This window comes from Kitasatospora sp. NPDC028961, assembly GCF_055564815.1.
Genome location: NZ_JBVHVO010000012.1, coordinates 105295 through 124660, shown reverse-complemented (window position 1 = coordinate 124660; position 19366 = coordinate 105295). Strand labels below are relative to the sequence as shown.

Annotated in this window: 18 protein-coding genes and 1 tRNA gene; 13 read left to right on the top strand and 6 right to left on the bottom strand. The window is 72.3% G+C overall.

Annotated elements, in window-relative coordinates; all coding sequences use genetic code 11:
* Nucleotides 1-738 precede the first annotated feature (738 nt).
* Nucleotides 739-2028, bottom strand: coding sequence for a PTS transporter subunit EIIC (locus tag ACZ4UX_RS21720; RefSeq protein ID WP_359804953.1), 1290 nt, complete (start codon nucleotides 2026-2028; stop codon nucleotides 739-741).
* Nucleotides 2029-2428: 400 nt separating this feature from the next.
* On the opposite strand from ACZ4UX_RS21720, the gene ACZ4UX_RS21715 reads away from it, so the two are divergent.
* The 4 genes from ACZ4UX_RS21715 (at nucleotide 2429) to rdgB (ending at nucleotide 4771) form a co-directional block, all read left to right on the top strand.
* Complete coding sequence (locus ACZ4UX_RS21715) at nucleotides 2429-2662, top strand: PTS sugar transporter subunit IIB (protein WP_030060521.1); 234 nt, start codon at nucleotides 2429-2431, stop codon at nucleotides 2660-2662.
* A gap of 197 nt (nucleotides 2663-2859) precedes the next feature.
* Nucleotides 2860-3585, top strand: a complete 726-nt coding sequence (rph, locus tag ACZ4UX_RS21710) for a ribonuclease PH (protein WP_352293183.1) — start codon at nucleotides 2860-2862, stop codon at nucleotides 3583-3585.
* A 170-nt stretch (nucleotides 3586-3755) separates the two neighbouring features.
* Complete coding sequence (locus tag ACZ4UX_RS21705; RefSeq protein WP_465707856.1) at nucleotides 3756-4145, top strand: hypothetical protein; 390 nt, start codon at nucleotides 3756-3758, stop codon at nucleotides 4143-4145.
* 20 nt (nucleotides 4146-4165) lie between these two features.
* On the top strand, nucleotides 4166-4771 hold the full coding sequence (rdgB, locus tag ACZ4UX_RS21700; RefSeq protein WP_396490666.1) for an RdgB/HAM1 family non-canonical purine NTP pyrophosphatase: 606 nt from the start codon (nucleotides 4166-4168) through the stop codon (nucleotides 4769-4771).
* 66 nt (nucleotides 4772-4837) lie between these two features.
* Here rdgB and ACZ4UX_RS21695 read toward each other — a convergent pair.
* From ACZ4UX_RS21695 to ACZ4UX_RS21685, 3 genes are all read right to left on the bottom strand, one after another.
* A tRNA-Leu gene (locus ACZ4UX_RS21695) sits at nucleotides 4838-4924 on the bottom strand.
* Nucleotides 4925-4936: 12 nt separating this feature from the next.
* Complete coding sequence (locus ACZ4UX_RS21690) at nucleotides 4937-5638, bottom strand: HNH endonuclease signature motif containing protein (protein WP_465707855.1); 702 nt, start codon at nucleotides 5636-5638, stop codon at nucleotides 4937-4939.
* Nucleotides 5639-5712: 74 nt separating this feature from the next.
* Nucleotides 5713-6198: an HPP family protein gene (locus ACZ4UX_RS21685; RefSeq protein WP_465707854.1), complete on the bottom strand. Its 486-nt coding sequence runs from the start codon at nucleotides 6196-6198 to the stop codon at nucleotides 5713-5715.
* Nucleotides 6199-6270: 72 nt separating this feature from the next.
* Between ACZ4UX_RS21685 and ACZ4UX_RS21680 the strand changes: the two genes are divergently transcribed.
* Both ACZ4UX_RS21680 and ACZ4UX_RS21675 read left to right on the top strand, forming a co-directional pair.
* Nucleotides 6271-6891, top strand: a complete 621-nt coding sequence (locus tag ACZ4UX_RS21680; RefSeq protein ID WP_465707853.1) for a CGNR zinc finger domain-containing protein — start codon at nucleotides 6271-6273, stop codon at nucleotides 6889-6891.
* A 243-nt stretch (nucleotides 6892-7134) separates the two neighbouring features.
* Nucleotides 7135-9555: a chitinase C-terminal domain-containing protein gene (locus ACZ4UX_RS21675; protein ID WP_465707903.1), complete on the top strand. Its 2421-nt coding sequence runs from the start codon at nucleotides 7135-7137 to the stop codon at nucleotides 9553-9555.
* A gap of 109 nt (nucleotides 9556-9664) precedes the next feature.
* On the opposite strand, the gene bcp is transcribed toward ACZ4UX_RS21675, so the two are convergent.
* Entirely contained in the window at nucleotides 9665-10141 is a 477-nt protein-coding gene (gene bcp, locus ACZ4UX_RS21670) for a thioredoxin-dependent thiol peroxidase (RefSeq protein ID WP_329487819.1), read from the bottom strand.
* A 143-nt stretch (nucleotides 10142-10284) separates the two neighbouring features.
* Here bcp and ACZ4UX_RS21665 point away from each other — a divergent pair, with 143 nt between their 5' ends.
* The 3 genes from ACZ4UX_RS21665 (at nucleotide 10285) to ACZ4UX_RS21655 (ending at nucleotide 12424) form a co-directional block, all read left to right on the top strand.
* Nucleotides 10285-10626 carry a DUF3618 domain-containing protein gene (locus ACZ4UX_RS21665; RefSeq protein WP_329487818.1) on the top strand — a complete coding sequence of 114 codons (342 nt, stop codon included), beginning with the start codon at nucleotides 10285-10287 and terminating at the stop codon, nucleotides 10624-10626.
* A 190-nt stretch (nucleotides 10627-10816) separates the two neighbouring features.
* On the top strand, nucleotides 10817-11119 hold the full coding sequence (locus ACZ4UX_RS21660) for a GroES family chaperonin (RefSeq protein WP_057237824.1): 303 nt from the start codon (nucleotides 10817-10819) through the stop codon (nucleotides 11117-11119).
* Nucleotides 11120-11233: 114 nt separating this feature from the next.
* Nucleotides 11234-12424: a winged helix DNA-binding domain-containing protein gene (locus tag ACZ4UX_RS21655; RefSeq protein ID WP_465707852.1), complete on the top strand. Its 1191-nt coding sequence runs from the start codon at nucleotides 11234-11236 to the stop codon at nucleotides 12422-12424.
* 48 nt (nucleotides 12425-12472) lie between these two features.
* On the opposite strand, the gene ACZ4UX_RS21650 is transcribed toward ACZ4UX_RS21655, so the two are convergent.
* Nucleotides 12473-14866, bottom strand: a complete 2394-nt coding sequence (locus ACZ4UX_RS21650; protein ID WP_465707851.1) for a transglycosylase domain-containing protein — start codon at nucleotides 14864-14866, stop codon at nucleotides 12473-12475.
* 335 nt (nucleotides 14867-15201) lie between these two features.
* Here ACZ4UX_RS21650 and ACZ4UX_RS21645 point away from each other — a divergent pair, with 335 nt between their 5' ends.
* The 4 genes from ACZ4UX_RS21645 to ACZ4UX_RS21630 all read left to right on the top strand — a co-directional run bounded on the left by ACZ4UX_RS21645 (nucleotide 15202) and on the right by ACZ4UX_RS21630 (nucleotide 19330).
* Nucleotides 15202-16002, top strand: a complete 801-nt coding sequence (locus ACZ4UX_RS21645) for an ABC transporter permease (protein ID WP_329487815.1) — start codon at nucleotides 15202-15204, stop codon at nucleotides 16000-16002.
* Nucleotides 15995-16912 (top strand): ABC transporter permease, encoded by a 918-nt coding sequence (locus tag ACZ4UX_RS21640; RefSeq protein ID WP_465707850.1) that lies wholly within the window; start codon nucleotides 15995-15997, stop codon nucleotides 16910-16912. The genes ACZ4UX_RS21645 and ACZ4UX_RS21640 overlap by 8 nt, the downstream gene beginning before the upstream one ends.
* Before the next feature lie 35 nt (nucleotides 16913-16947).
* Nucleotides 16948-17907: an ABC transporter ATP-binding protein gene (locus tag ACZ4UX_RS21635; RefSeq protein ID WP_329487814.1), complete on the top strand. Its 960-nt coding sequence runs from the start codon at nucleotides 16948-16950 to the stop codon at nucleotides 17905-17907.
* Between the two features lie 127 nt (nucleotides 17908-18034).
* The gene (locus ACZ4UX_RS21630; protein ID WP_329487813.1) at nucleotides 18035-19330 is read left to right on the top strand and encodes a DUF445 domain-containing protein; all 1296 of its coding nucleotides are present in this window, start codon (nucleotides 18035-18037) and stop codon (nucleotides 19328-19330) included.
* Nucleotides 19331-19366: the final 36 nt, after the last annotated feature.

The following is a 19366-nucleotide window of genomic DNA, read 5'->3' as shown; positions in this document are numbered from 1 at the left end:
GTGGAGAAGGGGGGGAAGCCCTGAAAGCGGTGCTGGTGAGAAGCGCTATGAAATCGAAACCTACTTGCGGATCGACGATCATGATTACCCGCCGTGATTGGGATTTTGGCTATTTGCGCAACAAAAAGGCCGGGGCAACCCCCGGCGGGCCCGGCGACCCCCGGACGGGCGGCCGGGAGGGCGGCGGCAGCCGGCGGGCGCGGGCGGCCGGACGCTCCCGCCGGGCGCCGTCCGCCGCCGGACCGGGAGTCGCCGCGGGTGCCGGACGGCCGGGGCGCGGCCGGTGCCGGGCTCACGGCGAGGGGCCGGTGCGATGTGCCGGACCCCCCTGAACCCGTCGCGGGTATTCGCCGCCGCATTGCGACCGGACTCGGCGACCGCCCTCGCCGGCTCGGAGAAACCAAAGGCGAAGCCGGTGGGCGAGTCCGGTGACGCATTGCCGCGCGGCGCGCCGCGCGGCGGCGGTGATCTTCCCCCCACCCGGGGCGCCGGCTTCGCCGGCGCCCGCCCGTCCGGCCGCCGCCGGGGCGCCGCGGCCCTGTCCCGGCCGGGCCCCGGGCCGCCGGGCGCCGGGTGCCGGGCCGGTGCCCCGTCGGCGGCGGGGCCGGCCGCCGAATTTGCCGGACCGGTCCGGGAATGGTTTTCCGGCCGGGACCATCGTCCTTTCACGAATACGCCGAAGGCCCCCGGACCAAGGGTCCGAGGGCCTATTCCGGCGGGCGTCCGGTGACGCTCGGTTTATGCCTTGGTCACGTCCTCGACCTCGTCGTCGTCCTCGCGTCCGGGTGTTTTCATGTTGAATTTCACGATGATGAACCGGAAGAGCGCGTAGTACACGACGGCGAAGCAGAGCCCGATCGGGATGATCAGCCAGGGCTTGGTGGCCAGGCTCCAGTTGATCGCGTAGTCGATCAGGCCGGCCGAGAAGCTGAACCCGTCGTGCACCCCGAGCGCCCAGGTGATCGCCATCGAGGCGCCGGTCAGCAGCGCGTGCACCGCGTACAGCGCGGGCGCGACATAGGCGAAGGAGTACTCGATCGGTTCGGTGACGCCGGTCACGAAGGACGTCAGGCCGACCGAGAGCATCAGCCCGTAGATCTCCTTGCGGCGGTGCGGCTTGGCCGCGTGCGCCATCGCCAGCGCCGCCGCCGGCAGGGCGAACATCATGATCGGGAAGAAACCGGAGGTGAACTGGCCCGCCGTCGGGTCACCGGCCAGGAAGCGCGGGATGTCGCCGTGCACGACCATGCCGTCGGGCTTGGTGAAGTCGCCGAACTGGAACCAGACGAAGGTGTTCAGCAACTGGTGCATGCCGATCAGCAGCAGTACGCGGTTGGCCACGCCGAAGATGCCGGCGCCGCCCGCGCCCAGGTCGGCCAGCCACTGGCTCACGTCGTTGAAGGCGCGGCCGATCGGCGGCCAGGCCCAGACCGCCAGCACCGCCAGCAGCATGCCGACCACGGCGGTGATCATCGGGACGAGCCGGCGGCCGTTGAAGAAGCCGAGCCAGTCGACCAGCCGGGTGCGGTGGTAGCGCACCCAGAGCCACGCCGACAGCAGGCCGATCAGGATGCCGCCCAGGACGCCCGGGTTCTGGTAGGTCGCGGCGGCCGACTTGGCCGAGGTGAAGTCCACGCACTGGTTGCCGACCAGGACGGTCGGCAGCTTGCAGTCCTCCGGGAAGGCGTGCAGCACGGCGTAGAAGACCAGGAAGCCCACCACGGCCGCCAGCGCCGTGGAGCCGTCCGCCTTCTTGGCCATGCCGATCGCGACCCCGATGCAGAACAGCAGCGGCAGGCCCAGTGAGGAGTCCAGCAGAGCGCCGCCGGCCGCCGCGAACACCTTGGCGACGTCGTCCCAGCCGAGGCCGTCCTTCCCGAACACGTCGGGCTGTCCGAGCCGGTTGAGGATGCCCGCCGCCGGCAGCACGGCGACCGGCAGCTGGAGCGAGCGGCCCATCTTCTGGAGTCCGCCGTAGAAGGTGTGCCACCACGTGGTCCGCGGGGCTGTGGCGCCTGCCGAACTCATCCTTCGCCCTCCGAGAGCAGTTGCCGAGCGCTGGCCCCCTGGGGGACCCTCGGACGGGGCTCAGGAACACCCGGGGCGCTTCCTGCGTTCATCGGAGTACACATATATTGGTGTAGACCACTTTGGGAGGCAGGCCGCGCGCACCGGGGTAGAAGCCCCGCTGATCGTCATCCTCGGACGAAGATCCAGACCGTGCGCGCCGGAATGGGCCAAAAGTGGACTAACGTGGCAGATCGGTCCAACTCGGGTGATGCTGGTCGCGCTGCGGCGCAGCGCGACGGCAGCTGAACCCGCGTCAGCACCGACAGCGACGACCCCGGCCGGCGGCCGGGGCACCCCGCACAGCGCAGGACGGCACCCGGCAGAGCAGCCGACGGGCCGAGACAGAGGGAGAAATCAGATGGCCAGCAAGGCTGAGAAGATCGTCGCCGGTCTGGGCGGCATCGACAACATCGAAGAGGTCGAAGGCTGCATCACCCGCCTGCGTACCGAGGTGAAGGACGCCTCCCTCGTCGACGAGGCCGCGCTGAAGGCCGCCGGCGCCCACGGCGTCGTCAAGATGGGCACCGCGATCCAGGTCGTCATCGGCACCGACGCCGACCCGATCGCCGCCGACATCGAGGACATGATGTGAGCTGAGCCCACCAGGCTCGGCACCACCAGGCTCGGCACCACCCGGCCCGCCGCCCACCCCCGTGGACGGCGGGCCGGCGCCGTCCGGCGCACCGGGCACAACCGTTCGGGCACCCCGCCACAGGCCCGCAGGGCACCGCCGACGACCCGTCCGACCCTGCCGGAACCACCCGACCGGACCGACTACGCTCGGTGCCTATGTCACGCATCGACGGCCGCACCCCCGACCAGCTCCGCCCCATCACCATCGAGCGGGGCTGGAGCAAGCACGCCGAAGGCTCCGTCCTCATCTCCTACGGCGACACCAAGGTGCTGTGCACCGCCAGCGTCACCGAAGGCGTCCCGCGCTGGCGCAAGGGCAGCGGCGAGGGCTGGGTCACCGCCGAGTACTCCATGCTCCCGCGCGCCACCAACACCCGCGGCGACCGCGAGGCCGTCAAGGGCCGCATCGGCGGACGCACCCACGAGATCAGCCGCCTCATCGGCCGCTCGCTGCGCGCCGTCATCGACCACCGCGCCCTCGCCGAGAACACCATCGTCCTCGACTGCGACGTCCTCCAGGCCGACGGCGGCACCCGCACCGCCGCCATCACCGGCGCCTACGTCGCCCTCGCCGACGCCGTCTCCTGGGCCCGCGAGAAGAAGATCCTCCGCGCCAAGGGCCAGCCCATCACCGGCGGCGTCAGCGCCGTCAGCGTCGGCATCATCGACGGCGTCCCGATGCTCGACCTCCGCTACGAGGAGGACGTCCGCGCCGAGACCGACATGAACATCGTCTGCACCTCCGACGGCCGCTTCGTCGAGGTCCAGGGCACCGCCGAGGGCGCCCCCTTCGACCGCGCCCTGCTCGACCAGCTCCTGGACCTCGGCACCCTCGGCTGCGCCGAGCTGGACGAGATCCAGCGCAAGGCCCTGGAGGGCTGAGCCCACCACCGGTGCCCGAAGGGGCTCCGGCGCGTGGCCGAACCGCGACACCAGCGCTGTACAGGCCGGGCCCGGAGCCCTTACGGTTCCCGCAGCACCCCGTTGTGGGAACCGCGCACCCCCGGGGGCGCGTCATTCCGTTCCGGAACCCGCGCACCCAGGAGGACCGGATGCCCCAGAGCATCGCCCGCCCCGCCACCCTCGCCGTGGCCGGCCTGATCGCCATCCTCCCGCTCAGCGCGGTCAGTTGCTCGGCCGCCCAGAAGGCGCTCGACTGCGGCAACACGGCGGTCCGCATCACCGGGGACATCAGCGACGTCACCACCGCCTTCAACAACGCCAGCAACGACTCGGCCGCCGCCGGCCAGGCCCTGCAGAAGCTCAAGAACGACCTCGACGACCTCGGCAAGAACTCCAAGAACACCGACGTCGCCAAGGCCATCACCGACCTCAACACCCAGGTCGGCAAGGTTCAGCAGGCCATCAACGCCAAGCAGGCCCCCGACCTGAAGCCGCTCGGCGACGCCGCCGGCAACCTCACCCAGGTCTGCACCGGCTGACGTCCGGTTAGGGTGGGTTCATGTCCACCCGTCTGATTCTCGCCACCCGCAACCAGAACAAGGTCGCCGAGCTCCGCGCCATCCTCGGCGAGGCCGGCCTCGACGTCGAACTGGTCGGCGCCGATGCCTACCCGGAGATCCCGGACGTCCGCGAGACCGGCGTCACCTTCGCCGAGAACTCGCTGCTCAAGGCACACGCCCTCGCGCAGGCCACCGGCCTGCCCGCGGTCGCCGACGACTCCGGCCTCTGCGTCGACGTCCTCGGCGGCGCGCCCGGCATCTTCTCCGCCCGCTGGGCCGGCAAGCACGGCGACGACCGCGCCAACCTGGACCTGCTGCTGGCCCAGCTCGGCGACATCGCCCCGGAGCACCGCGGCGCCCACTTCTTCTGCGCCGCCGCCCTGGCCCTGCCGGACGGCACCGAGCGCGTCGTCGAGGGCCGCCTCCTCGGCACCCTGCGGACGGCCCCGGCCGGAGAGGGCGGCTTCGGCTACGACCCGATCCTGGAGCCCCTGGGCGAGACCCGCACCTGCGCCGAACTGACGGCGGCGGAGAAGAACGCCATCAGCCACCGCGGCAAGGCCTTCCGCGCCCTGGCCCCGGTCCTGAAGGACCTGCTGGGCTGACGGGTCATCGAGAACGACGAAGGCCCACCCGGGAGATCATTCCGGGTGGGCCTTCGATTCAAAGGCTGGTGCGGCCTGAGGGACTCGAACCCTCACGGGATTTCTCCCACTGGATCCTAAGTCCAGCGCGACTGCCAGTTCCGCCAAGGCCGCATGGCCTCCAGTCTAGGGGTTTGCGCGGCCTTCGGGCACAGCCGTTTCTCCCTCGGTGCGTTGGGGTGCGGGCTTCGCGCGCCTGTTCTTGTTGCGCCCGCAGTACGTGGGGGTGACGGCATGGCAGTTCGGGCAGAGCAGCCGGAGGTTGTCCGGGCGGTTGTCGGACCAGTCCCCGTTGATGTGGTCGACCTCCAGCGTGAGCGGGCGGCCCCGCCACTCCGGCCCGGTGCCGCAGGACTCGCACGACTCCGGCCGGCCGAGCTCCGAAAGGGCCTGGCGGATGCGCACCCCCGGAAGCCGCTTGGCCTCCGAGGGGCGCTGGACGAGGAGTTGTTCGGCCGGGATCCTGCTGGGGAACCGCTTCCCGCGGCTGTGGGCCTGCCCGGTGAAGTGCGAGGTGTCGATGCCGAACACCTTGATCCGGCGGCCGATGTGCGCCTGGGTGCCCCCGGCTTGGCGCTGGCCGAGGTGGCGCACCACGCCCGCCACGCTGTACGAGGCCGAGACCGCCTCCTGGAGGAGTTCGCGGGTGTAGACGGTTCCGGTCGGGCGGAAGTGCGACGTGTCGATCGCGAACTCGGTCAGCCTGCGTCGCAGGTACTTGCGGCTCTCCCGGTTCGGCTCCCTCCCCAGGGCGGCCAGCATCTCGTCGAGTGAAGCGGCGGCTGCCGCGGTGGTCGCCAGCAGCTCACGGGTGTACTTGACCGGCATGGTCGTCCCCCTTCGGGCCTGTGTGCGCCCGTCCCCCGTGGGGGCGAACGATTGGGGGGCGGGGTGGTTACGGGTCACCACCAGTACGTCGGGTAGGTGCGGCGGGTGAGGCGGGCGGCGGCGAGACCGGTGGCGGTAAGCAGCAGGGTGGCGAGGAGCAGGAGGGGGAGGAAGCGGGTCGGGTCGGGGGCGGTGAGGGTGACGATGACGGCGGTGGCGGCCGCGGGGGAGTGGGGGGTGCGGGCGAGGGTCATGGCGCCGAGGGCGAGGCCGCCGGCGAGGGCGGCGGACCAGTAGGCGGGGGTGGTGGCGGCGAGGACGGCGTAGCCGGTGAGGGCGGAGACGAGTTGGCCGCCGATGACGCTGCGGGGTTGGGCGAGGGGGAGGGTGGGGGCGCCGGCGATGAGGGCCATGGAGGCGGCGAGCGGGGGGATGAGGAGGGGTTGGCCGGTGAGGGTGCCGAGGGCGGCGAGGGTGAGCAGGGCGGCGACGGCGGTGGCGGTGGAGGTGAGGACGGCGGTGGGGGCGGGTCGGGCGGGGGCTTGGCTGGAAAGGGGCATGGCGAAGGCACTTCCTAACGCTTGAGACGGCAGGTAAGCGTTAGTCTGTGGGCTTTGGCTAACCGGTGGCAAGTGGCGTTACCGTTAGGCATGGGCATGGTGGAGCGTGGCGCGGTGGACGAGATGCCGGTCGGCGGCGAGCATCTCGCACTGGATCTGGTGAACAGCACCTTCGTGCGGGGTGGTCTGCGCGGGCATCTGGTGGACGTTCTGGTGGAGCCGTCGGACCTGGCGGTCTGGGTGGACCGGCACGCCGTCGAGCTGGACCTGGCGAGCGTCCCGGCCGGGTCGCCGGGGCCGGCGGAGCTGGCGGCGTTCCTGGAGCTGCGCGGGGCGCTGCGGGCGGTGCTGACGGCGGTGGTGGCGGGTGAGCCGGCGGGGGCGGCGGACGTGGCGGTGGTGAACGCGGCGGTGCGGGCGGCGCCGGGGTGGGTGGAGCTGGGGCCGGGGGCGGACGCGCGGGGGGTGCACCGGACGGCCGCGGGGGAGCGTGGGGCGGTGCTGCTGGGGCGGGTGGCGCAGGCGGCGGTGGAGTTGCTGACGGGGGGTCGGCGGGAGCTGGTGCGGGCCTGTCCGGCGCCGGGCTGCATCCTGTTCTTCCTGCAGCGGCACGCGCGTCGGGCGTGGTGTTCGACGGCCTGTGGGACGCGGGTCCGGGTGGCCCGGCACAGTCGTCGGCATGCGGACGGCTGACCGACGGGTATCAGCCGTTCGACCGGTGTTGTTGGGGATTTGATTACCAATTGGTACAGACCTATTGACCTTTGTGGTTCAGACCACATAGCTTCAGCGCCAATCTGCATTCCCCCACGTGCGTGCTCCCCCACAGGCATGCGCCGACACTCTCTCCCGGAGGACCGAGTGTTGATCCGAAGCACGGCCGAGCGGCGTCCCACCGCTGCCCGGCATTCCAAGAACCCGGCCGCCCGGGCGGGCATGGCCTCGCTGGCGGTCGCCGGCCTGGCCGGCCTGCTGATGGCGACGCTGGGTGCGGCGCCCTCGCAGGCGTCCGCCACCGTCGACAACGCGGCCTGTCGGCCGGACGGCATGTACCAGACGCCCGGGGTGGACGTCCCGTACTGCAGCGTCTACGACACCGAGGGCCGCGAGAAGATGGGCGCGGACCACCAGCGCCGGGTCATCGGCTACTTCACCGGCTGGCGTACCGGCAAGGACGGGACCCCGCCCTACCTGGTGAGCGACATCCCCTGGGACAAGGTCACCCACCTGAACTACGCGTTCGGGCACGTCGGCAGCGACAACAAGATCTCGGTCGGCACCGACAACGACAAGAACGAGGCGACCGGGATCTCCTTCCCGGGCGTGCCCGGCGCCGAGCTGGACCCGTCGCTGCCCTACAAGGGCCACTTCAACCTGCTGACGAAGTTCAAGAAGCAGCACCCGAACGTCAAGACCATGATCTCGGTGGGCGGCTGGACCGAGACCGGCGGGTACTTCGGCGACGACGGCAAGCGCGTCAACTCCGGCGGCTTCTACTCGTTGACGGTCAACCCGGACGGCAGCGTCAACCAGGCGGGCATCGACGCCTTCGCCAACTCCTCGGTCGACTTCATCAAGAAGTACGGCTTCAACGGCGTCGACGTCGACTACGAGTACCCGACCTCGATGAAGGACGCGGGCAACCCGCTGGACTGGCAGCTCGCCAACGGCAAGCGGGCCTCGCTGGCCAAGGGCTACGCGGCGCTGATGAAGACGCTGCGCGAGAAGCTGGACCGGGCCGGCGCCGCCGACGGCAAGCACTACCTGCTCTCGGTCGCGGCCCCGTCGTCCGGCTACCTGCTGCGCGGCATGGAGACCTTCCAGATCGCGCAGTACCTGGACTACGTCAACATCATGTCGTACGACCTGCACGGCGCCTGGAACAAGTACGTCGGCCCGAACGCCTCGCTGTTCGACGACGGCAAGGACGGCGAGCTGGCGGCGGCCAACGTGTACGGCACCGGCCAGTACGGCGGCATCGGCTACCTGAACGCCGACTGGTCGTACCACTACTTCCGCGGCTCGATGCCGGGCGGCCGGATCAACGTCGGCCTGCCGTACTACACCCGCGGGTTCAAGAACGTCACCGGCGGGACCAACGGCCTCTGGGGCACCGCGTCCGCGACCACCTGCCCGGTGGGCGCCGGGCTGACCTCGTGCGGTGACGGCGCGGTCGGCATCGACAACATCTGGAACGACAAGGACGACGCGGGCAAGGAGTCCCCGGCGGGCTCGAACCCGATGTGGCACGCGAAGAACCTGGAGAAGGGCATCGTGCCCGACTACCTCTCCAAGTACGGCGTGACCGACACCGCCCTGCAGGGCACCTACACCCGCAACTACAGCTCCACCCTGGTGGCGCCGTGGCTGTGGAACGACACCAAGAAGGTGTTCCTCTCCACCGAGGACGAGCAGTCGGTGGCCGCCAAGGCGGACTACATCGTCAACCAGGGCGCCGGCGGCGCGATGATCTGGGAGCTCGCGGGCGACTACAAGTGGGACGCGGCGGCCAACGGCGGCAAGGGCCAGTACGTGCCCGGCTCGACGCTGACCTCGCTGATGTACGACAAGTTCAAGGCGGCCTCGCCGTACAACGCGACCCGCTCGACGATCGCGCTGCCGCAGCAGACCCTGCCGGTCGACGTGTCGTTCACCAACTTCGCGCTGGGCGACTCGAACTACCCGATCAACCCGAAGATCCACATCGTCAACAACTCGACGCTGACCCTGCCGGGCGGGACCGAGTTCCAGTTCGACTACGGCAACTCGGCCCCGGGCAACGCCAAGGACCAGTCCGGCTTCGGGCTGACCGTCATCAAGCAGGACAACCCCGGTCCGGGCAACGTGGGCGGCCTCAAGGGCACCTACAACCGCGTCTCGGTGAAGCTGCCGGGCTGGCAGTCGCTGGCGCCGGGCGCTTCGGTGGACCTGGACTTCGTCTACTACCTGCCGGTCTCGACGCCGTCGAACTGGACGGTCAACGTCGCCGGCACGCTGTACGGCCTGAAGGGCGACCTGACCCGCGGCAGCACGGGCGGCGGCACCGCGACGCCGACCGCGACGCCGACGGTCACGCCGACCGTGACGCCCACGGTCACGCCGACCGTGACGCCCACCGTGACCCCGACGGTCACGCCCACGGTGACGCCGACCGTCACGCCCACGGTGACCCCGACCGCGACCCCGACCTCGGGTGCCTGCACGGGCGCGCCGGGCTGGGACGCGGGCACCACCTACGCGTCCACCACCAAGGTGTCCTGGAAGGGGCACTACTACCAGAACAAGTGGTGGACCAAGGGCGACGACCCCAGTGCCAGTGGCTCGTGGGGTGTCTGGAGCGACCTCGGGGCCTGCTGATCGGTCCATCCGATGAGCGTGGCTCGCTGAGGTGAGAGACGCGGTGGCGGTGCACCCGGTCGGGGGGTGCGCCGCCACCGCTTCGTTTCCGCCCCCGCGGGGGCGGCTGTCAGGCCGCCTCGACCTTGAGGTCGCGCAGCAGCTTGGCGACGTGGCCGGTGGCCTTGACGTTGTACAGGGCGTGCTCGACCTTGCCGTGCTCGTCGACGATCACGGTGGAGCGGATCACCCCGGTGACGGTCTTGCCGTACAGCTTCTTCTCGCCGAACGCGCCGTAGGCCTCCAGCACCTTCTTCTCCGGGTCGGAGAGCAGGGTGACCTTGAGGTCCTCGGCCTCGCGGAACTTGCCCAGCTTCTCCGGCTTGTCCGGCGAGATGCCGATGACGTCGTACCCGGCGCCCGCGAAGACCTCCAGGTTGTCGGTGAAGTCGCAGGCCTGCTTCGTGCAGCCGGGGGTGAGCGCGGCGGGGTAGAAGTAGACGATCACCTTCCGGCCGAGGTGGCCGGCGAGGGACACCTGGTTGCCGTCGGCGTCGGACAGGCTGAAGGCGGGTGCGGTGTCGCCGGGCTGGAGACGCTCACTCACGGGGGACTCTCCTGGTGCGTGGACGGGTGGTCGTACCACGGTCAACTTACCTCCGATGGTGGGTGGGGCCGCGCGGGCCGGGGCGGCAGCTGACAAACTGGGTCAGTCGCACAGGACAACATCAGTGAATTGGGGTGGCCCGAGTGGGCGAGGCGAGCACGAAGGACAAGTCGGCGCGGACGACGGCTCAGATCGAGGCGGACATCACCCGCACCCGCACCCAGCTGGCCGCGACCCTGGACGAGCTCGCCATGCGCGTCCACCCGAGCACCATCACGGCCCAGGTCAAGGCGAAGGCCGTGGCCTCCGTGGAGGAGAAGGCCGGCCGGGTGTACGTGGCGGCCAGCGGGCTGGTCGAGCAGGCGAGGGCGCAGTTCGTGGACGAGAAGGGGCAGCCGCGCAAGGAGCGGATCGTGCCCGCCGCGCTGGTCGGCGTGGGCCTGGTGCTGCTGGTCGCCTCGGCCCGCAAGCGCCGCAAGGGCTGAGCGGCGGGGTCCTGCCGGGCCGGGTGCCACCGCACCCGGCCCGCCGGATGCCGGTCCGGGGTCACGCGGGGCGCCGCGGAGCGGTACCTTCGGGGTCGTGAGTACGAACGACGAACCGAACCGGCGGACCACCTCCCCCGAGCAGGACCCGCCGCGCCACGACCGGCTGGGCGAGAAGCTGCCGATCAAGATGCTGCACGACCGCGTCCTGGTGAAGACCGAGGGCAGCGAGGGCGAGCGCCGCTCGACCGGCGGCATCCTCATCCCGGCCACCGCGGAGCTCAGCAAGCGGTGCACCTGGGCCGAGGCCGTCGCGGTGGGCCAGAGCGTCCGCTCGGTGGAGCCCGGTGACCGCGTGCTGTACGACCCGGAGGACAAGCTGGAGGTCGAGGTCCGCGGCGCCACCTACGTGCTGCTGCGCGAGCGTGACCTGCACGCGGTGGCCGCGATGCGCTTCGGCGACGCGGAGGGCTCGACCGGGCTGTACCTCTGAGGGTCCGGGCGGGCGCCCCGTGAGGGCTTTCCTGGCGGGTCGGCGCGCCGAGGGCGCGGCGGCCCGCAACGTCGTGTCCGGGCGGTTGTCGGGGGCCGGCAGTAGGGTCCGGGCATGAGCAGCGGTGTGCCTTCGGGCGGGGTACCTTCGATCGGTGACGACCAGCGCCGGGCCCGGGTCGGGCGGCGGCACCTGCTGGCGCGGGCCGAGCGGGCGGCGCGGGTGGAGGAGGCGGCGGACGCGGTCGTCGGGCTGCACGCCACGGACGCGGCGACGGTCTACCTGTCGGCCTGCGCGCGGCTGGCCGAGCCGTCGGCGGCGGAGGTCGAGCGGGCGCTGTACGAGGACGTCTCGCTGGTGAAGCTGCTGTCGATGCGGCGCACCCTCTTCGCGGTGACGGAGGAGTTCGCCCCGTACGTCAGCTCCGCGGCGGCGCGGGCGATCGCGGTCAAGGAGCGGGCCACGCTGGTGAAGCACCTGCGGGAGTTCGCCGAGGGGTGGGACGAGCCGCGGCTGGCCGCGACGGAGCGGGCCGTGCTGGCGGCGCTGGCCGTGCGGGGCGAGGCGACGACGTCCGAACTCGCCGAGGACGTACCGGCGTTGCGCGAGACGATGCTGATGGCGCAGGGCAAGCCGTACGAGGCCCGGCAGAGCGTGGGCAGCCGGCTGCTGCGGCTGCTGGCCTCGGACGGGCACGTGCGGCGCGCCCGGCCGCGCGGTTCGTGGCTGAGCAGCAGCTATCCGTGGGCGCCGGTGCCGCAGTGGCCGGACGTGCCGGTGCGGGAGGCGAAGGCCGAGGTGGTCCGGCGCTGGCTGGCGGCGTACGGTCCGGCGACGGTCGAGGACGTGAAGTGGTGGACGGGCTGGACGCTGGGGGACACCCGCAGGGCGCTGGGGGACGTCGGCGCGGTGGAGGTGGCGCTGGCCGGCGCGGTGGCGGGCCTGGTGCTGCCGGGGGACGACGGGCCGGTGGCGGAGCCGGAGCCGTGGGCGGCGCTGCTGCCGGCGCTGGATCCGACGGTGATGGGCTGGCGCGGGCGGGACTGGTACCTGCGGCCCGAGGACGTGCCGGCGCTGTTCGACCGGGCGGGCAACGCGGGGCCGACGCTCTGGTGGTGCGGCCGGGTGGTCGGCGGCTGGGCGCAGCGCCCCGGCGGTGAGCTGGTGTGGCGGTTCCTGGCGGATGCCGGGGCCGAGGCGCGGGCGGCGGTCGAGGTGGAGGCGGCGCGGTTGGCGGGCTGGTTGGGCCAGGTGCGGGTGACGCCGCGGTTCCGGACGCCGCTGGAGCGGGAGCTGGTGTCCTGAGGTGCTGAGGTCCTGCGGGCGCCGATAGAGGGCTCTGGGCTCCGGGCGCTAAGGGGCCTGTCCGGCGGGGTGTCCGTCGGCCGGTGCGGGGGGCTGGGCGGTGGCCGGGCGGGTCGGCGGGGTGCTGGTGTCGCCGGCCGGGGGCGGGGTGCTCGGGGGCGCGGTCGGCGTGTGCGTCGGCCGCGGCGGCGCGGTGGGTCGGTTGGTGGGCGCGGGCGGCTGTTCCGGGGTGCCGGTCGGGGCGGGGGCCTCGGGGCTGGGCGCCGGCGCCGTCTCGGTGGGCCGGCCGCTGGGGCTGGGCGGGGCGGGGGCGGACGGCGTCGGGGTGTGCGTCGGCGCGGTGGTGGCGGTGGCCGTGGCGCTGGGCGACGGCGACGGGGAGGGGGAGCCGCTGCCGGTCGGCCCGCCGGTCTGGGTGCTGCCGCGGCCGGTCTGGAGGTCGAAGCGCTGGACGTCGGTGCCGTCGAGGGCGTCGGCCATGTAGGCCGTCCAGATCCGGGTGGGGAAGGCGCCGCCGTTGATCCGTTCGTAGCCGGCGGTGCCGGACAGCGGCTCCTTGGCGTGGGTCTTCGGGTTCTCCCGGAACAGGCCGACGGTGGTGGCGAGTTCGGGGGTGAAGCCGGCGAACCAGGCGGAGAGGTTGGAGTCGGTGGTGCCGGTCTTGCCGGCGGCGGGGCGGCCGAGGTCGAGGGCGGCGGCGCCGGTGCCGCGGGTGCTGACGACGTCGCGCAGGACGTCGGTGACGGCGTCGGCGGCGCCCCGGTCGAGGGCGTTGGTGGGGACGTGTTCAGGCATCTTGGGGACGTCGATGGCGCCGCCGGAGTTGACGCGTTCGAGTTTGCCGACCGACCAGGGGGCGTACGTCTGGCCGTGGTTGGCGAGGCCGGCGTAGGCGCCGGCCAGGTTGAGGGCGCTGGGGGTGGCGGTGCCGAGCGTCATCGAGGTGTTGGCCGGGTCCATGCCGGGGACGTTGTCGGGGATGCCGAGCCGGACGGCGGTGTCGCGGACGTGGGCGAGTCCGGCGTCGACGCCCTCCTGGGCGTACACCGAGTTGACGGATTTCACCATCGCGTAGCGCAGGGTGATGCTGCCGTAGTCGATGCCGTCCTCGTTGGGCGGGGCGTACGGGGTGGGGCCGCCGGTGACGGGGCGTTCGCTGGTGCCGTCGTAGCGGGTCTCGGTGGTGATCGGGCGGCCGTCGCCGCTGCTGCGGCCGGAGGTGAGGCCGGCGGCGAGGTCGAAGGCCTTGAAGGTGGAGCCGATCTGGTTGTCCTGGCGCAGGACGTCGTTGTAGGGCTGCTTGGCGTAGTCGGGGCCGCCGTAGACGGCGACGACCCGGCCGGTGGCGGGTTCGACGGAGGCGCCGGCGACCCGGACGTCGGTGTCGGTGGCGGGCCGGGCCCCGGGGTCGAGTTCGGCGGTGAGTTCCTGCTGGACGGCCTGGACGAAGGCGTCCTGGCGGGGCTTGTCGAAGGTGGTGGTGATGCGCCAGCCGCCGGACTTGAGGGTGGCGGCGTCGATGATGCCGGCGGAGACGAGGTAGTCGTCGGCGACGCCGACCAGGTAGCCGGACTGGCCCTTGAGCCCGGTGGCGGGCTGGGGGTCGATCGGGTCGGGGAAGGTGGTGGCGGCGCGGTCGGCCGGGCTGAGGAAGCCGAGTTGGACCATGCCGTCGAGGGTGTAGTTCCAGCGGGCGACGGCCTTCTCGCGGTTGGCGGGGGTGGCGGTCTTGACGTCGTAGGCGCTGGGGGCCTGGAGCAGCGCGGCGAGGTAGGCGCCCTGGGGGAGGGTGAGGCGGGAGACGTCGGTGCCGTAGTAGGCGTGGGCGGCGCTCTGGATGCCGTAGGCGCCCCGGCCGAAGTAGCTGCTGTTGAGGTACCCGGTGAGGATCTGGTCCTTGCTGCGCTGCTGGTCGACCTTGAGCGCGATGAAGAGTTCGCGGCCCTTGCGTTCGATGGTCTGGTCCTGCGTCAGGTAGTAGTTCTTGACGTACTGCTGGGTGATGGTGGAGCCGCCCTGGGTGCCGCGTCCGGTGAGGGTGTTCCAGCCGGCCCGGACCATGCCCTTCAGGTCGATGCCGCCGTTGCGGTAGAAGGTGCGGTCCTCGGCGGAGACGACGGCGTGCCGGGTGTCGAGCGGGATCTGGTCGATCGCGACGTCGGTGCGGTTCACGGCGCCGGTGCGGGCGATCTCGGTGGTGCCGTCGGCGTAGAGGTAGATGTTGTTCTGGGCGACGGCGTGGGCGTTGGCGTCGGGCACGGGGACGATGAGGTAGAGCACGGCGAAGGAGCCGACGGCGAGCAGCAGGGTCGCGGTGAGCGCGCCGAGGGTGACCCGCCAGGTGGGCAGGAGCCGGCGCCACAGCGGCTTGGCGCGGCGGGCTTCGCGGCGGGCGGCCCGTCTGGCGCTGCGCCGGGTGCTGTGGTCTGCCCTCAAGGTCATGCCGCGATTATGTGCTATTTGACCCGTGATCAGGCGTTGGAATAACCGGGTGCGCGGGAAGATCGCCGGAGGTACGGTGAAAGGTGCGAACCACATAGCGCACCCAGTTCGGGCAGCTCCGCCCGCCTGACCCGGCACCCCCCCCCGGGTGGGGCCGGTCGGGGCCGGTCCGCGTGCGCCGGTGTCCCCGGGGACACCTGCCCGCTCCTATTTGTCGATAAGGAGACAATATGTCGAACGCTCTTCCCGCCGAGTCGCGGTTCCGACACCCTCCCGATCCCGGTCCCCGTGGTGCTCCACATCCCGCGGGCGCCGCCGGCGGCCCGGGCGCCGCGGTGGCGCTCTACCTCGCCATCGCCCGCGGAGCCTTCCGCCGCTACGCCACCTACCGGGCCGCCACCCTGGCCGGGGCCTTCACCAACACCGTCTTCGGCTTCATCCTCGCCTACACCTTCGTCGCCCTTTGGCAGGCCCGGCCCGGTCTCGGCGGCTACGACCAGAGCGCCGCCGTCACCTACATCTGGGTCAGCCAGGCGCTGCTGGTCACCGTCGCGGTCTGGGGCGGCGGCTTCCAGGACGACGTCCAGGACCGGTTCCGCAGCGGCGACATCGCCATCGACCTCTACCGCCCGGTGGACTTCCAGGGCTGGTGGCTGGCCACCGACCTCGGCCGGGCCGGCTACCACCTGCTCGCCCGCGGCACCCTGCCGATGCTGGCGGGGGCGCTGGTCTTCCGGGTCCGGCTGCCCGAACACCCGCTGACCTGGCTGTACTTCCTGCTGTCGGTGCTGCTCGCGGTGGTGGTCAGCTTCGGGCTGCGCTTCCTCGTCTCGCTCACCGGCTTCTGGCTGCACGACTCGGAGGGGGTGCGCTCGGTGATGCTGGTGGTGTCGATGTTCTTCTCCGGGATGCTGCTGCCGCTGGCGCTCTTCCCCGGCCTGCTCGGCGAGATCGCGCCGGTGCTGCCGTGGGCCGCGCTGATCCAGGTGCCGACCGACGTCTTCCTGGAGCGCTCGACCGGGGCCGCGCTGCTCGGGGCGCTCGGCTTCCAACTCGTCTGGGGCCTCGGGCTGGTCCTCCTCGGCCGGGGCGTCCAGCTGCTCGCGACCCGCAAGGTGGTGGTCCAGGGTGGCTGAGCCGACCCTCGCCCGCGCCGCGGCCCCGCCCGCCGGAGGCGACCCGCTCCCGAACGACCCGCTCCCCACCGGTCCGCTCCCGACCGAGCGGGGCCTGCTCGCCCGGACCCGCTGGGCGCTGCGCGCCTGGTGGCTCACCGCCGCGATGTGGACCAGGGCGACGATGTCCTACCGGGCGTCCTTCGTGCTGATGCTCGCCGCCAACCTGGTGATCACCTTCCTCGACTTCGTCGTGGTGATCCTGATGTTCCGGCACACCGACCGGCTCGGCGGCTGGACCCTGCCCGAGCTCGGCTTCCTCTACGGCACCTCGGGCTTCGCGCTCGGCATGGCCAACCTGCTGGTCGGCAGCGTCGACGGCCTGGGCCAGCGGATCCGGGCGGGCACGCTGGACACCATGCTGATCCGGCCCGCCCCGGCGCTGGCCCAGGTCTGCGCCGAGCGCTTCTCGCTGCGCCGGATCGGCCGGCCGGTGCAGGCGGTCGGGGTGCTGGCCTGGTCGCTGGCCGCCCTGGACGTCGACTGGACCTGGGACCGGGTGCTGCTCGTCCCGTCCCTGCTGGTCTGCGGCACGGCGATCTTCGCCGCGGTGTTCGTGGGCTTCGCCACCCTCCAGTTCTGGTGGGGCGAGGCCAAGGAGATCCAGAACGCCTTCACCTACGGCGGCGCCACCGTGCTGCACTACCCGCCGACCGTCTTCGCCAAGGAGCTGGTGGCGGGCACCGTGTTCGGCGTCCCGCTGGCCTTCGTCAACTGGCTGCCCGCGCTGCGGATCCTCGACCGGCCCGACCCGCTCGGCCTGCCGACCGCCTTCCAGTACGCCTCGCCGATCGCCGCCGTCCTCGCACTGGTGGCGGCCGGGCTGGCCTGGCGCGCCGGGCTGCGGGCCTACCGCGGCACCGGCAGCTGACCCGGCCCCGAACCCCCTCCGAAAGCAGGACTCCCATGGCACTGATCGAACTCGACGACGTCCGCCGCACCTTCACCGTCCGCGCCAAGGCCGGCCGGCTGAAGCGCGAGAAGCGCGAGGTCCGCGCGGTGGACGGGCTGAGCTTCACGGTGGAGGCCGGCGAATGCGTCGGCTACATCGGCCCGAACGGCGCGGGCAAGTCCACCACCATCAAGATGCTCACCGGCATCCTGGTGCCCTCCGGCGGCCGGCTGCGCGTCGCCGGCGTCGACCCGGCCCGGGAGCGCGTCGCGCTGGCCCGCCGGATCGGCGTCGTCTTCGGGCAGCGCACCACGCTCTGGTGGGACCTCCCGCTCCGGGACTCCTACGAGCTGGCCCGCCGGATCTACCGCATCCCCGAGCACCGATACCGGGCCAACCTCCGACGCTGCGTCGAACTGCTCGACCTCGGCGCCCTGCTGGACACCCCGGTGCGCCAGCTCTCGCTCGGCCAGCGGATGCGCGGGGACCTGGCGGCGGCGCTGCTGCACGACCCGCAGGTGCTCTACCTGGACGAGCCCACCATCGGGCTGGACGTGGTGAGCAAGGGCCGGGTGCGCGACTTCCTGCGCGAGGTCAACCGCGACGAGGGCACCACCGTGCTGCTCACCACCCACGACCTCACCGACATCGAGCAGCTCTGCGGCCGGGTCATGGTGATCGACCACGGCCGGGTCGTCTACGACGGCGGCCTGGAGGGGCTGCACGCGGCGGGCGACAGCGAGCGGACCCTGGTCGTCGACCTCGCCGAGGCGCGGCCGCCGATCGAGGTGCCCGGCGCCCGGGTGGTGAAGGTCGACGGGCCGCGGCAGTGGCTGGCCTTCCCGGCCCAGCAGAGCGCCGCCCCGATCGTCGCCGCGGTCGCCGACCGGTACCCGATGGTCGACCTGTCGGTCCGCGAGCCGGCCATCGAGGACGTGATCGCCCGGATGTACGCGGAGGTCGCGATCGGCTGACCGGCCCCGGCGCGGCGGGCGAGCGTCCGGTCCGGTGGCCGGGCCGGGCGCACGGCGTTCCCACGGCGGGGGCGCGTCTTTGTGGGGCGCGCCCTCCGCATGCGCCGGCAACGGGCAGACTGGCGGGGTGAGTGACGATGCCTTCAGCGGGACCGGGCCCGGGGTCCGGTTCACCGCGGCCGACGAGGAGAAGAGACGCGGCGTCCGCCGGATGAAGACCATCGCGACCGGCCTGCTGGCCTTCGCGACCCTGGTCTTCGCCCTGGCCACCTGGGCGAAGGCGGCCGGTGCCGGCGCCTGGGCGGGCTACCTGGCCGCCGCCGCCGAGGCGGGCATGGTCGGCGCGCTCGCCGACTGGTTCGCGGTGACCGCGCTCTTCCGCCGTCCGTTCGGCCTGCCGATCCCGCACACCGCGATCATCCCGACCAAGAAGGACGCCTTCGGCAAGTCGCTCGGCGACTTCGTCGGCGACAACTTCCTCTCCGGCCAGGTGGTGCGCGGCCGGCTCGCCGCGCTCGGCATCGCCCGCCGGCTGGGGGAGTGGCTGGCCGCGCCCGGCAGCGCCGAGCGGGTCACCAAGGAGGCGTCGGCCGCGCTGCGCGGCGTCCTCGCGGTGCTGCGCGACGACGACGTCCAGGCGGTCGTCGGCGAGGCGGTGACCAGGCGGGCCGCCGCCACCTCGGTCGCCGAGCCGATGGGCCGGATGCTCGGCAGGGTGGTCGCCGACGGCGGCCACCACGGCGTGGTCGACCTGATCGCCGTCCGGGTGCACGACTGGCTGACCGAGAACCACGAGGAGGTGGTCCAGCGGGTCACCCAGAAGACCCCGGGCTGGACGCCGAGGTTCCTCGACCACCAGGTCGGCGAGCGGGTCTACAAGGAGCTGATGCGGTTCGTCACCGACATCCGGGACGACCCGCACCACGCCGCGCGCGGCGCCGTCGACAACTTCCTCGCCGACTTCGCCACCGAACTGCAGAGCGACCGGGAGACCATCGCCCGGGTCGAGCGGGCCAAGGCCGACCTGCTGGTCCGCCCCGAGGTGCAGGAGCTCATCGCCTCCACCTGGGCCGCCGTCCGCGCCCTGGTGCTGACCGCGGCCGAGGACGAGGACAGCGAGCTGCGCCGGCGCATCCGTGACGGCGTGCGCGACTTCGGCGCGCGCCTGGCGACCGAGCCGAAGCTCCAGGCCAAGGTGGACGGCTGGCTCCAGGACGCCGCCCAGTACCTCGTCGACACCTACCGTGCGGAGATCACCTCGCTGATCTCCGAGACCGTGGCCGGCTGGGACGCGGACGACGCGTCCCGCAAGATCGAGGCCAACGTCGGCCGTGACCTGCAGTTCATCCGGATCAACGGGACCGTGGTCGGAGCGCTGGCGGGACTGCTCATCCACACCGTGGCGGTTGCCCTCGGAGGGTGAGCCACCTGTGCTTATCCTTGCGGACACAGCTTGATA